The 13,200-nt window shown below is 72.7% G+C and carries 13 protein-coding genes; 12 read left to right on the plus strand and 1 reads right to left on the minus strand.

Features of this window, described 5'->3' with window-relative positions:
* Positions 1-81: 81 nt before the first annotated feature.
* The 7 genes from INQ48_32370 to INQ48_32400 are packed head-to-tail and all read left to right on the plus strand — an operon-like array spanning position 82 to position 7,752.
* Entirely contained in the window at positions 82-1,524 is a 1,443-nt protein-coding gene (locus INQ48_32370) for an NAD-dependent succinate-semialdehyde dehydrogenase (GenBank protein ID QRF62249.1), read from the plus strand.
* Entirely contained in the window at positions 1,521-2,891 is a 1,371-nt protein-coding gene (locus INQ48_32375) for an aminotransferase class III-fold pyridoxal phosphate-dependent enzyme (protein QRF62250.1), read from the plus strand. The genes INQ48_32370 and INQ48_32375 overlap by 4 nt, the downstream gene beginning before the upstream one ends.
* On the plus strand, positions 2,888-4,132 hold the full coding sequence (locus tag INQ48_32380) for a Tm-1-like ATP-binding domain-containing protein (protein ID QRF62251.1): 1,245 nt from the start codon (positions 2,888-2,890) through the stop codon (positions 4,130-4,132). The genes INQ48_32375 and INQ48_32380 overlap by 4 nt, the downstream gene beginning before the upstream one ends.
* The gene (locus INQ48_32385) at positions 4,129-4,803 is read left to right on the plus strand and encodes an HAD-IA family hydrolase (protein QRF62252.1); all 675 of its coding nucleotides are present in this window, start codon (positions 4,129-4,131) and stop codon (positions 4,801-4,803) included. The genes INQ48_32380 and INQ48_32385 overlap by 4 nt, the downstream gene beginning before the upstream one ends.
* Positions 4,800-6,191 (plus strand): aminotransferase class III-fold pyridoxal phosphate-dependent enzyme, encoded by a 1,392-nt coding sequence (locus INQ48_32390; protein QRF62253.1) that lies wholly within the window; start codon positions 4,800-4,802, stop codon positions 6,189-6,191. The genes INQ48_32385 and INQ48_32390 overlap by 4 nt, the downstream gene beginning before the upstream one ends.
* The gene (locus INQ48_32395) at positions 6,188-6,982 is read left to right on the plus strand and encodes an SDR family oxidoreductase (GenBank protein QRF62254.1); all 795 of its coding nucleotides are present in this window, start codon (positions 6,188-6,190) and stop codon (positions 6,980-6,982) included. The genes INQ48_32390 and INQ48_32395 overlap by 4 nt, the downstream gene beginning before the upstream one ends.
* Positions 6,979-7,752, plus strand: coding sequence for an SDR family oxidoreductase (locus INQ48_32400; protein ID QRF62255.1), 774 nt, complete (start codon positions 6,979-6,981; stop codon positions 7,750-7,752). Before INQ48_32395 ends, INQ48_32400 begins: the two co-directional genes overlap by 4 nt.
* Positions 7,753-7,778: 26 nt before the next feature.
* Here INQ48_32400 and INQ48_32405 read toward each other — a convergent pair whose 3' ends face one another.
* A complete protein-coding gene (locus INQ48_32405) occupies positions 7,779-8,594 on the minus strand; it encodes a hypothetical protein (GenBank protein QRF62256.1) in 816 nt (271 codons plus the stop codon).
* Between the two features lie 228 nt (positions 8,595-8,822).
* Here INQ48_32405 and INQ48_32410 point away from each other — a divergent pair, with 228 nt between their 5' ends.
* From INQ48_32410 to INQ48_32430, 5 genes are read left to right on the plus strand one after another with little or no spacing between them, the layout of a single operon-like run.
* A complete protein-coding gene (locus INQ48_32410; protein ID QRF62257.1) occupies positions 8,823-9,206 on the plus strand; it encodes a DUF1330 domain-containing protein in 384 nt (127 codons plus the stop codon).
* A gap of 19 nt (positions 9,207-9,225) precedes the next feature.
* Positions 9,226-10,746, plus strand: a complete 1,521-nt coding sequence (locus INQ48_32415; GenBank protein ID QRF62258.1) for a hypothetical protein — start codon at positions 9,226-9,228, stop codon at positions 10,744-10,746.
* Positions 10,743-11,603 (plus strand): ABC transporter ATP-binding protein, encoded by an 861-nt coding sequence (locus INQ48_32420; protein QRF62259.1) that lies wholly within the window; start codon positions 10,743-10,745, stop codon positions 11,601-11,603. Before INQ48_32415 ends, INQ48_32420 begins: the two co-directional genes overlap by 4 nt.
* Positions 11,600-12,370, plus strand: coding sequence for an ABC transporter permease (locus tag INQ48_32425; protein QRF62260.1), 771 nt, complete (start codon positions 11,600-11,602; stop codon positions 12,368-12,370). The genes INQ48_32420 and INQ48_32425 overlap by 4 nt, the downstream gene beginning before the upstream one ends.
* Positions 12,371-12,377: 7 nt before the next feature.
* Positions 12,378-13,172, plus strand: a complete 795-nt coding sequence (locus tag INQ48_32430) for an ABC transporter permease (GenBank protein QRF62261.1) — start codon at positions 12,378-12,380, stop codon at positions 13,170-13,172.
* Positions 13,173-13,200: the final 28 nt, after the last annotated feature.

Below are 13,200 nucleotides of genomic sequence, written 5' to 3' on the forward strand. Positions count from 1 at the left end.
GTTCATGCATCACACGATGCACGCACGAGGTTTGCCAGTTTTCGATAACGCGGCATGGGGTGCGATCCCTATCGTCGCGGCATGGACTATCCCGAACTCGCCCTGCACATCGCCGGCCGATGGCGCACGCAGACCGCAGGCGGCCAGCGCGCCGTCGTCGATCCCGCCACCGAAACCATCCTCGCGCAATTGCCGCTCGCCAGCCGCGACGAACTCGCGCAGGCCGCCGAGTCCGCGCGCCGCGGCTTCGCGCTCTGGCGCGCGAAGAGCGCGCTCGAGCGCTGCAACATCCTGCGCACCGCCGCGCAGACGATCCGCGACCGCGCGAAGACCACCGCGCAGGTGCTCACGCTCGAACAGGGCAAGCCGCTGGCCGAGGCGCTGCGCGAGGTCACGCTGTCGGCCGACATCGTCGACTTCCAGGCCGAGGAGGCCAAGCGCCTGTACGGCCGGCTGGTGCCGCCGCGCGTCGAGGGCATCCTCTCGCAGGCGGTCACGCGCCAGCCCGTGGGGCCCGTGGCAGCCTTCACGCCGTGGAACTTCCCGGCCAACCTGCCGACGCGCAAGCTCGCGAGCGCGCTGGCCGCGGGCTGCAGCGTGGTCATCAAGCCGGCCGAGGAGACGCCGGGCACCTGCATGCTGCTGGTGCGCGCCTTCCTCGACGCGGGCGTGCCGCCCGATGCGCTCAACATGGTGTGCGGCGATCCGGCCGAGGTGTCCTCGTTCCTCATCGACCATCCCGCGATCGCCAAGGTCTCGTTCACCGGCTCGGTCGCGGTGGGCCAGCTGCTCGGCGAGCAGGCGGCGCGCCACGTCAAGCGCTTCACGGGCGAGCTCGGCGGCCACGCGCCGGTGATCGTCTGCGAGGACGCCGACTTCGCATTCGCGCTCAAGAACTCGATCGCCGCCAAGTTCCGCAACGCGGGCCAGGTCTGCGCCTCGCCGATCCGCTTCTACCTGCCGCGCGCGCGCTTCGGCGAATGGGCCGAGGCCTTCGTGCAGGCCGCGCGCGCGCTGCGCACCGGCGCCGGCACCGATCCCGCGACGCAGATGGGCCCGCTCGCGCATGCACGGCGCATCGAGGACATGCAGCACTTCGTCGACGACGCCGTCGACCGCGGCGCGCGGCTGCTGTGCGGCGGCCGGCGCATCGCGCGGCCCGGCTACTTCTTCGAGCCCACGGTGATCGCCGATGCGCCCGACGACAGCCGCGTGATGCGCCAGGAACCCTTCGGCCCGATCGCGGTGCTGCAGCCCTACGACACGCTCGACGAAGCGATCGCCGCGGCCAACGCCCTGCCCTACGGCCTCGGCGCCTATGCCTTCACGCGCGACCTGCAGACCGCGCACCGCCTGGGCGAAGCGCTCGAGGCCGGCATGGTCGGCATCAATCACTTCGGCGTCTCGCAGCCCGAGATGCCCTTCGGCGGCTGGAAGCAGAGCGGCATCGGCCAGGAGATGGGCGCCGAGGGCCTGCTGCACTACACCGAACTCAAGACCATCACCGTGGGAGTCCCCGCATGACAACGACAGACATCGACGCGCTCAAGCAAGACAACGCCCGCTACCTGTGGCACCCCATGGCCCATCCGCAGGCCATGCAGAAGAGCAAGCCCGACATCGTCGCGCGCGGCCAGGGCTGCTGGATCTGGGACGTGGACGGCCACAAGATGCTCGACGGCGTCGGCGGCCTGTGGGCCGCGAACCTGGGCCACAGCAACCGGGCGGTGCGCGACGCGATCGTGGCGCAGCTCGACGAACTGCCGTTCTACAACGTGTTCCGCGGCACCACGCATCCGCGCGCGATCGAGCTGTCGAAGCGCATCGTGCAGACGATGGAACCCGACGGCGTGGCCGCGGTGTTCTTCAGCAACGGCGGCTCCGACGCGGTGGAGGGCGCACTCAAGCTCGCGCGCCAGTACTGGAAGCTGCGGGGCCAGGCCGACCGCCACAAGTTCATCGCGCTGCGCCAGGGCTACCACGGCGTGCACTTCGGCGGCATGAGCGTGAACGGCAACCTCAACTTCCGCCGCGCCTACGAGCCCCTGCTGCCCGGCTGCTTCCACGTCGACACGCCGTGGCTCTACCGCAATCCCTACACGCAGGACCCCGAGGAGCTCGGCGAGATCTGCGCCACCTTGCTCGAGCGCGAGATCCAGTTCCAGGGGCCCGACACCGTGGCCGCCTTCATCGCCGAGCCGATCCAGGGCGCCGGCGGCGTGATCGTGCCGCCGCCCAACTACTGGCCGCGCGTGCGCGAGATCTGCGACAAGTACGGCGTGCTGCTGATCGCCGACGAGGTCGTCACCGGCTTCGGCCGCGGCGGCGCGCTGTTCGGCACGCGGCTGTGGAACGTCAAGGCCGACCTCTGGTGCCTGGCCAAGGGCATCTCCTCGGGCTACGTGCCGCTGGGCGCCACCGCCATCGGCACCAAGGTGGCCGAGGTCTTCCTCGACGACACCACGGGCCAGGCCGCGGTGGGCCATGGCTACACCTACAGCGCGCATCCGGTGGCGGCGGCGGCGGCGCTCGCCACGCTCGACCAGATCGAGGCGCTCGACGTGCCCGGCAACGCGGCGCGCGTGGGCGCGCATCTCCAGGCGCGCGTGCGGCCCTTCGTCGACCGCTTCAGCTTCGTCGGCGACGTGCGCGGCATGGGCCTGATGCTCGGCATCGAGATGGTGGCCGACAAGGCCACGCGCACGACGCTGCCGCGCGGCAACCCGATCGCCGCGAAGGTGGCGCAGGCGGCCTACCGGCGCGGGCTGATGGTGCGCATCTCGGGCCCGAACCTGATCCTGTCGCCACCGCTCGTCATCACGCGCGAGGAGGTCGACTACATGGTCGATGCGCTCGAGGGCGCCTTCGCCGACGTGGAAGCCACGCTGTGAGCAAGGTGCCGACCGTTCTGCTGATCGGCACCGCCGACACCAAGAGCGCCGAGCTGCTGTTCATGCGCGAATGCATCGAGGCCGGCGGCGGCCGAGTGGCCGTGATGGACGTGGGCGTGCTCGACGGCGCGCCCTTCGTGCCCGAGATCACCAATGCCGAAGTGGCCGCGGCCGCCGGCCGCAGCGTGGCCGAGGTGGCGGCCAGCGGCGACGAGAACAGCGCCATGACCCTGATGGCGCGCGGCGCCGCGAAGCTGGCCGCGCGCTGGCATGCCGAGGGCCGCATCGACGGCCTGCTGGCGCTCGGCGGCACCATGGGCACCGACCTCGCGCTCGAGGTGGCGCAGGCGCTGCCGCTGGGCGTGCCGAAGGTGGTGGTCTCGACCATCGCCTACTCGCACCTGCTGCCGCCCGAACGCATTCCGCCCGACCTGATCATGGTGCTGTGGGCCGGCGGCCTCTATGGCCTCAACAGCCTGTGCCGCTCGGCGCTGAGCCAGGCCGCGGGCGCGGTGCTCGGCGCCTGCCGCCAGGCGCGCGCGCCGGCCTTCGAGCGGCCGCTGGTCGGCATGACCTCGCTGGGCTCGAGCGCGCTGACCTACATGAAGACGCTCAAGCCCGCGCTCGAGGCGCGCGGCTACGAGGTCGCGGTGTTCCACACCACCGGCATGGGCGGTCGTGCCTTCGAGGCGCTGGCCGCCGAGGGCCGCTTCTGCGCCGTCATGGACTTCAGCCTGCAGGAACTGGCGAACCAGCTCGGCGGCTCCTGCGTGACCGCGGGGCCCGACCGGCTGCTGGGCGCCGGCCGCGCCGGCACGCCGCAGATCGTGGCGCCGGGCGCCATCGACATGCTCGACTTCCCGGCCTGGCAGCCCACACCCCAAGGCCTCGAAGGCCGGCCGGCCCACACGCACAACCGGCTGCTGGCCTCGGCGCTCAGCGCGCCCGAATTCCGGCGCGGCGTGGCGGCCGAGATCGCGAGTCGCCTGGCCCGCGCGGAAGGCGCCACCTGCGTGCTGCTGCCGCTGCAGGGCATCGAGGGCTGGGACCGGCCCGGCGAGCCGCTGCACGATCCCGAGGGCCTGGCCGCCTTCACCGCCGCGCTGCGCGACAGCGTCGGCGCCACGCGCCTGATCGAGCTCGACGCGCACATCAACGACGCCGCCTTCTGCGAGGCCGCGCTGCAGGTGTTCGATGCCTGGGTCGCCGACGGCACCGTGCCCGCGGGGAGGCCGGCATGAGCACAACGCAAGCCCTGGTGCTCGACTTCGGCGGCGTCATCAGCCGCACGCTGTTCGAGACCCATGCGCTGACCGAGGAAGCGCTCGCGCTGCCGCGCGGCACGCTGACCTGGCGCGGCCCCTTCGACCTCGCGAGCGATCCGCTGTGGCGCAACATGCAGGCCGACAAGCTCTCGGAGCGCGACTACTGGATGGCGCGCACCCGCGAGGTCGGCGCGCTGGTGGGCGAGCGCTGGGAGGCGATGGAGACCTTCGTGCAACGCGCGCGCGGCACCGATCCCGAAGCCGCGATCCGGCCCGAGGCGCTGGCCGCGATCGAGGCCGCGCGCCGCGCGGGCTGCCGGCTCGCGATCCTCTCGAACGAGCTCGACCTGTTCTACGGCGCCGACTTCCGCCGCCGCCTGCCCTTCATGGCGGCCTTCGACGTGGTGGTCGACGCCACCCACACCGGCATCCTCAAGCCCGATGCGCGCGCCTACCGGCAGTGCCTCGACGAACTCGGCCTGCCGGCCGAGGCCTGCGTGTTCGTCGACGACCAGCTGCGCAACATCGCCGGCGCCGAGCGCGTGGGCCTGCGCTGCGTGCACTTCGACGTGATGCAGCCCGCCGCGAGCTATGCGCGGGCCCTCGCGCTGCTGGGCATTCCCTCTTCCTCTTCGCAACGACCATGATCCCGACCTTCGAACCCACCGTGCCGCGCGAGCGCGTGCAGGCCCTGATGCGCGCCGAGCAGGAGCGCTACGCGCGCACCCATGCGCGATCCGGCGAACTCTTCGCGCAGGGCCAGCAGGCCTGGCTCTACGGCGCGCCCTCGCACTGGATGCGCCGCTGGATCGGCGGCTGGCCGCTCTACGTGCAGGACGCGAAGCTGCCCTACGGCGCGCGCTTCGTCGACGTCGACGGCCACGGCTATGCCGACTTCTGCCTCGGCGACACCGGCGGCATGTGCGGCCACGGCCACCCGGCCGTGGTCGAGGCACTGGCGCGGCAGGCGCGCATCGGCAGCTCGCTGATGCTGCCCACCGACGACGCGGCCTGGGTCGGCGAGGAACTCGCGCGCCGCTTCGGCCTGCCCTACTGGAACCTCACGACCTCGGCCTCGGACGCCAACCGCGCCTGCATCCGGCTCGCGCGCATGGTCACGGGCCGGCCGCGCGTGCTGGTGTTCTCGGGCTGCTACCACGGCTCGGTGGAAGAGGCGCACGTCGAGCTGCGCGATGGCGCCGTCGCGATGCGCAACGACATCCATCCCAACGGCTTCCCGCACGACCGCCTCTCGGCCGTGGTCGAGTTCAACGACCTGCCCGCGCTCGAACGCGCGCTGCGCGCGGGCGACGTGGCCTGCGTGCTGGCCGAGCCGGCCATGACCAACTACGGCATGATCGCGCCCGCGCCCGGCTTCCACGATGCGCTGCGCCGCCTCACGCGCGAGACCGGCACCCTGCTGGTCATCGACGAGACCCACACCATCTCGAGTGGCCCCGGCGGCTACACGCGCGCGCACGGCCTCGCGCCCGACATGTTCGTGATCGGCAAGGCCATCGCCGGCGGCATTCCCGCCGCGGCCTTCGGCCTCAGTGCCGAGACCGCCGAGCGCGTGTGGCAGGTGCTGCCCAAGCTGCATCCCACCAAGCGCCAGTCGGCGCATGCCGGCTTCGGCGGCACGCTGGCCGGCAATGCGCTCACCGTGGCCGTGATGCGCGCGGTGCTGTCGCAGGTGCTGACGCCCGAGGCCTTCGAGCGCATGCTCGCGCTCGCCGAGCGGCTGGCCGATGGCGTGAACGCGAGCATCGCCAGGGCCGGCCTGCCCTGGCACGCGACCCAGGTCGGCGCGCGCGTCGAGACCCTGTTTAGCCCCCACGCGCCGCGCAACGCCGCCGACGTGCGGCGCACGCGCGACGGCGAGCTCGAGGCGCTGCTGCACCTCTACATGATGAACCGCGGCGTGCTGATCACGCCCTTCCACAACATGATGCTGTGCTGCCCCGGCACCACCGAATGCGAGGTCGACGAACACGACGCGGCCTTCGCCGATTTCGCGCGGGAGTGCAGCGCATGAGTGCCGGCGATCCCTTCGGGCTGCACGGCAAGGTCGCGCTGGTCACCGGCGGCGGGCGCGGCATCGGCGCCGCGATCGCGCAGGCCTTCGCCGAGGCCGGTGCCTCGGTGCTGATCGCCAACCGCACCGGCAGCGCCGGCGATGCCGTGGCGAGCGAGTTGCGCGCGCGCGGCTTCGACGTGCAGGCGCTGGCTTGCGACATCGGCCGGCGCGACGAAGCCGAGCGCGCGGTGGCCGAGACGGTGCGCGTGTTCGGCGCGCTCGACATCGTGGTCCACAACGCCGCCGTCAATCCCTGGGCTGCGATCGATGCCATGAGCGACGAACAGCTCGAACGCACGCTGGCCGTGAACCTCAAGGCCTGCTTCTGGCTCGCGCAGGCGGCGGTGCCGCACCTGCGCGCGCGCGGCGGCGGCCGGCTGCTCGTCACCTCCTCCGTGACCGGCCCGCGCGTCGCCATGCCCGGCAGCGCCCACTACGCGGCGAGCAAGGCCGGCGTCAACGGCTTCATCCGCAGCGCGGCGCTCGAGTACGCGCGCGAGGGCATCACCGTCAACGGCGTCGAGCCCGGCTACATCGCCAAGCAGGGCGGCTCGCTGCTGTCCGATCCCGCGAAGGCCGCGCGCATCGCACGCCACATCCCGATCGGCGAGCTGGGCCGGCCCGAGGACATCGCCCTGGCGATGCGCTTCCTGGCGAGCCCCGCCGCGCGCTATATCACCGGGCAGACCCTCGTGGTCGACGGCGGCTCGACCCTGCCCGAGAGTCCCTTCTTCGCGGAGCAGGCATGAGCAGCGGAAGCTTGCAAGGCAAGGCCTGCCTCGTCGTCGGCGCCGCGAGCGGCATCGGCGCGGCGGTGGCCGCGCGCTTCGCGAGCGAGGGCGCGCGCGTCGCCGTCGCCGGCTGGCCGCGGCCGCAGCCGGTGGGCGACGGCCCCGCGCTCGACTGCGACGTGACCGACGACGCCGCCGTGCGCGCGGCCGTGGCCGCGGTGATCTCGGCCTTCGGTCGCATCGACGTGCTCGTGAACTGCGCCGGCATCGTGCGCAACGACGACGCGGCCGACATCGACGACGAGGACTGGCGGCGGCTGCACGAGGTCAACCTTGGCGGCACCATGCGCTGCCAGCGCGCGGTGCTGCCGGCCATGGTCGCGCAAGGCGGCGGCGCGATCGTCAACATCGCCTCGGTGGCGGCCTTCAATGCCGGCGCCGGCATGGCGAGCTACGCCGCCAGCAAGGCCGGCGTGGTCGCGCTCACGCGCTCGGCCGCGCAGGCCTACGGGCCGCGCGGCGTGCGCGTCAACGCGCTGTGCCCCGGCTGGGTCGACACGCCGATGAGCCGGCAGGAGATGCGCGACCTCGCGGCCGAGCACGGCATCTCCGAGGAAGCCGCGCATGCACGGACCGTGGCGCGCATCGCGCTCGGGCGCATGGCCTCGGCCGAGGAGATGGCGGCCGCGTGCCTGTTCCTCGCGAGCGACGAGGCGTCGTTCGTGACGGGTGCGGCGCTGGTGGCGGATGGGGGGGCGCGGGTGCCGGCGTCGGCGCGCTCCGCGTAGCGTCGGAACGCGTTCGCCGGCCCGCGCTAGCGGATTTCCTGACAGCCGCCGGCAACGCACATGACGAGCAAGGCATAGCCGTTGTCGCAGGCAACGGTGAAGGTCTCGTCGTTGGTGCCGCGCCCCACGAAGCTGGCCTGCGGCGCCGCATGGCAGCTGCGCTGCCGCGCGAAATCTTCCGCGCGCGCGATATTGAGTGGCGAAGCAGGTTCCATCACCGCAGGAGGCGGCGCGGACTGGATCGGCGCCGGTCGCACGGGTGCCGCCGCGACGCGCGGCGGACTCGTCGCCGGCGCTGCCGCCGCGAGCGGCGCCGCCTGCAATGGCGGTGCCGCGGCAACGGGCTGCCCGGTCGGCGGGTCCTGCGCCGCCCGCACGAAGGTGCCGGGGGTCGGACCGTCGCCGCGGTTCTCGATGCGGTCGAACAGCCGTTCCTGGCCGAACACCAGCTGCATCCAGTTCGGATAGCTGAAGCCGCCGCCGGTGCCCGCGTCCACCGCCACGCCGATCAGCCCGCCGATCATGATGTTGCCCACCATGCCCACGTTGGCACGCGAGATGGCCTGCCCCACGGCGGCCGGATGGTTCGGGTGCGTGCAACGCACCATCAGATTGCCGCCCGAGCGGCGGACCTTGGTCTCGACGCCCGAAGGCGCGCTGGCCGTGCCCTTGTCGTTGGACATCTGGCAGTCCGCCTGGGTCACGACCTCGCCCGCCTCCGTCCGGGTTTCCAGCTTCACGGTCTGTTCCGTGCCATGGGTGATCGATGCACAACCGGCCAGCCAGCCGCTCAGCACCACCACGCTCGCAAGTCCCCACCTCCGAATACCGGTCATCGTCATTTCATCTCCTCCAGTGTTGTTCTTTCGCGCGGCGGAGGATAGCCGCAGCGCGCGGGCTTGGGTTGCCTGTTGCATGGCGTGTCGCGCGGATGCCGCACCGCACGCGTTTCGCCTATTGCGTTTCCCTATTCGCCGTATCGCCGCGGCGGTTTGACGCTGCTTTTCACGACGCTGACACTTGACTCACACCCCCGCGGCAGCGCCGCATACAGATTCAAGGAACCCCGCATGACCGCCTATTTCGTGATCGAACTCGACGTCGAGGACGGCCCCAGCCTGGCCGAGTACGAACGCGAGGTCACCGAACACGTGGTGGCCGCCGGCGGCCGTTTTCTCGTGCGCGGCAACGACTACCGCCCGATCGAGGGCGACTGGCATCCCAAGCGGCTGATCGTGATCGAGTTCCCCGACCTCGACGCGGTGGAGCGCTACTACCACTCGGAACCGAACCAGACCCTCAAGCGCAAGCGCCTGGCCGGCACCGCCGGCAAGCCCGCGCGCGCGATCGCGATCCAGGGCGTGGCGCAGAGCGCCACCACCGGCGGCGCTTCCTCGGGCGGTCCGCGCGAGATCGGGGTCGACGCCAACGGCGCGGTGATCTGGGGTGCCTGAGGCACCGAGGGACGGCGCGATGAAAGCATCCGACGCTCCACCCGGGGCGCCGCACGAGCTCACGCTGGTGCAGGCGGCCTCGCTGCTGCGCGACGGCGCGCTGCGCGCCGAGGACTACGCGGCGGCGCTGCTGGCGCGCTGCCATGCGGGCGCCGGGCTCAACGCCTTCAGCGCCATCGACGACCAGGCCGTGCTCGCCGCTGCGCGCGAGGCGGACCTGGCGCGCGCCGCCGGCCAGCCGCTGGGCCAGCTGCACGGCATTCCGCTGGCGCTCAAGGACAACATCGCGAGCGAGCGGCTGCCCACCACGGCCGGCACCGCGGCGCTGGCGGGCGCGCACGCCACGGCCGGTGCGCGCGACGCGGGCGTGGCGGAACGGCTTTATGCCGAAGGCGCGCTGCTGCTCGGCAAGAACACCATGCACGAGCTCGCGATGGGCTGGACCAGCGACAACCCGCACTTCGGCCGGGTCGGCAATCCGCACGCGCCGCAGCGCATCGCCGGCGGCAGCAGCGGCGGCAGCGCCGCGGCGGTCGCCGCATTCATGGTGCCCGCGGCCATCGGCAGCGACACCAACGGCTCGATCCGAATTCCCGCGGCGCTGTGCGGGGTGGCGGGCTTCCGTCCTTCGGTCGGGCGCTATCCCACCGAGGGCGTGGTGCCGCTGTCGCACACGCTCGACACGGTGGGTCCGATCGCGCGCAGCGCGGCCGACCTGGCGCTGCTCGACGCCGTGATGTCGGGCCAGCCGCCGCAGGCGCCGCCGCGCGGCCTCGCGGGCGTGCGCCTCGCGCTCTCGCCGCGCTACTACCTGTCGCGGCTCGAGCCCGAGGTCGAGCGCGCGTTCGAGAGCGCGCGGCGCCGGCTCGCCGCGCACGGCGTGTGCTGGGTCGAGGCCGATGTGCCGGACCTGCACGCGCTCGCCGACGGCATCGCGCCCACGCTGATCGGTCACGAGTCGGCGCGCGCCCTGCCCGACTGGCTGGCGGCGCGCACCGGCGGCGTCTCGATGGACCGGCTGATGGCCGAGGCCGGTGCCGACCTGCACGAGGCGCTGCATGCCGCGCAACGGGCCGTGAACAGCCCGGCCGCGCGCGACGGCTACCGGGCCGCGCTGCGGCGGCGCATGGCGCTCGGCGGCGCGCTGCAGCGCTACTTCGCGCAGCACGCGGTGCTCGCGCTCGTGCATCCGGTGGCGCGCGTGGCGGCACCGCTGGCCAGCGCGCCCGAAGCGCGACGTTCGCCGGCACCCGCCGTGCCGCTGGCCGCGGGCGGACTGATGACGGCACGCGAAGCCTTCGGCCAGAACGTCTCGCCCGCCAGCATCGCGGCACTGCCCAGCGTGGTGCTGCCCGCGGGCTTCACGCGCGAGGGCCTGCCGGTGGGCATCGCCTTCGATGCGCCGCACGGCAGCGACGCGCGCCTGCTCGCGCTGGCCCAGACGCTGCAGCAGGCGCTGCAACACCCCCCAGAACAGGACGCGCCCGGTGCCATGCCGGGCAGCGCCGTGCACACCCTCGAACCACAGGCCCTGCCATGAAGAACTTCCAGCTCAGCGCGGTGCGGACCACCGGCACCGCGCCGCCGCCCACGCATTCCATCTCCGCCGCGCCGGACGCCGACGGCATCCGTCTCGCCCATGTGGCGCGGCGCTTCGGCAGCGGCGACGCCGCGCTGACCGCGCTGCGCGACATCGAGCTCGAGGTGCGCGCGGGCGAGTTCCTCGCGATCCTCGGCCCCTCGGGTTGCGGCAAGTCGACGCTGCTGCAGATCGTCGCGGGCCTGCTGGCGCCGAGCGCGGGCGAGGTGCTGTTTCGCGGCCGGCCGGTGACCGAGCCACCCGAGGGCATGGTCTACCTGTTCCAGCAGTACACCAAGTCGCTGCTGCCCTGGCGCAGCGTCGCGGGCAACGTGGCGCTGGCCTTCGAGGCCGACCGCCGCCTCACCCGCCAGCAGGTCCATGCGCGTGCATCCGAGTACCTGGGCCTGGTCGGCCTCGCGGGCTTCGAGAAGCACTATCCCTGGCAGCTCTCGGGCGGCATGCAGCAGCGCGTGGCGATCGCGCGCGCGCTCGCCGCCGAGCCCCGCGTGCTGCTGCTCGACGAGCCCTTCAGCGCGGTCGATGCGCTGACCCGGGTCGAACTGCAGGCGCTGGTGCTCGAGCTGCGGCGCCAGCGCGGGCTGACGGTGGTGCTGGTCACGCACGACGTCGACGAGGCCGTGTTCCTGGCCGACCGCATCGCGATCCTCTCGAAGCGGCCGACGGTGGTCGAGGAGATCGTCGAGACCCGCATCCCCCATCCGCGCGACGCCATCGAGACGCGCGAGCTGCCGCGCTTCCTCGAACTGCGGCACGCGCTGATGGAACGGCTGCTCGGACGGGAGCCGCGGCCATGAGCCGCGCACGCCTTCTCGAACGCTGGCTGCCCGGCACGCTCGCCGTCGCGGGCGTGCTCGCGGCCTGGGAACTGCTGGGCCGCGGCGGCACGCTGAACCCGGCGCTGCTGCCGGCACCGTCGGTGGTGCTGGCGACGCTCGTGGACGTGGTGCGCGACGACGCGCTGGCCCCGCCGATCGCGCGCACGCTGGCGCTGATGGCCACCGGCTACCTCATCGCCTGCGCCTGCGGCATCGCGCTCGGTGTCGCGATGGGCCGCAGCGAGGCCGTGCATGCGCTGATGGAACCGCTGGTGGAACTGGTGCGGCCGATTCCGAAGCCCGCGCTGATCCCGCCGCTGTTCCTGTTCCTCGGCATCGGCCTGCAGACCATGCTGTTCATCGTGGTGCTGGCCGCGTTCTTTCCGGTGCTCATCAACACCGTGCAGGGCGTGCGCGGGGTCGACCCGGTGCTGCTGGACACCGCGCGCACGCTGCGGCTGTCGCGCCGGGCGACGGTGCTGCGGGTGGTGCTGCCGGCCGCGCTGCCGATGGTGGCCACCGGCATGCGCGTGAGCCTCGGCCTCGCGCTGACCCTGGTGGTGGTGGCCGAGATGCTGGCCGGCGAGAACGGCGTCGGCTTCCTGATCCTCGACATGCAGCGCGCGTTCCAGATCCAGAAGATGTACGCCTGGCTGGTGGTGCTGGCGCTGCTGGGCCTGCTGCTCAACGGCGCCTTCGAATGGGCCGAACGCCGCGCGCTGCCATGGCGCGCCCACCTGTCCTGAGGCCGCCATGACCGCGTCGCACGTCTCTTCTTCCTCGCGCGCGCTGCCGCGCCTCGCGCGCACCGCCTCCGGCATCGCGCTGGTGACCGCGCTGCTGGCGCTGTGGGAGGCCTCGGCCCGCCTCGGCTGGGTCGACAGCCTCAACTGGCCGCCATTCACCGCGGTGCTGGCCGCGCTGCGCGACGGTCTGTGGTCCGGCGAGCTGCCCGCGCTGCTGGGCAATACCCTGGGCTACATGCTGGTCGGCTATGCAGCCGGCAGCGCGGCGGGCATCGCGCTGGGCCTGCTGTTGGGCCTGTCGCCGCTGCTGATGCGCATCGTCAGCCCGCTGGTCGAAACCCTGCGGCCGATCCCGATCTCCGCGATCGTGCCGCCGCTGATCCTGTTCCTCGGCGTGGGCGATGCGCTCAAGATCTTCATCGTCGCCTTCAGCAGCTTCTTTCCGGTGCTGATCAACACGGTGGCCGGGGTGCGCGACGGCAGCCCGGTGCTGCGGCAGACGGCGCGCACCCTGCGCCTGTCGCGCGCCGCCACGCTGCGCAAGCTGGTGCTGCCCGGCGCGCTGCCCGCGATCTTCGCGGGGCTGCGCACCAGCCTGGGCATCGCGCTGGTGGTGGCGATCATCGCGGAGATGGTCGCCGGCGCCAGCGGCATCGGCTACTTCATCGTGCAGGCCCAGTACGCGATGCAGCCCGCGCCCATGTACGCGGCCGTGCTGTGCCTGTCGCTCGCGGGCTATGCGCTCAACCGCGCGATCCTGCGCCTCGAGAAGACCGCGCTGCCCTGGCACGGCCGCGCCTGAAACGCGCTTCCTCTTTCCCTCACTCCGG

This window comes from Variovorax paradoxus (assembly GCA_016806145.1).
Taxonomy (GTDB): Bacteria; Pseudomonadota; Gammaproteobacteria; order Burkholderiales; family Burkholderiaceae_C; genus Variovorax.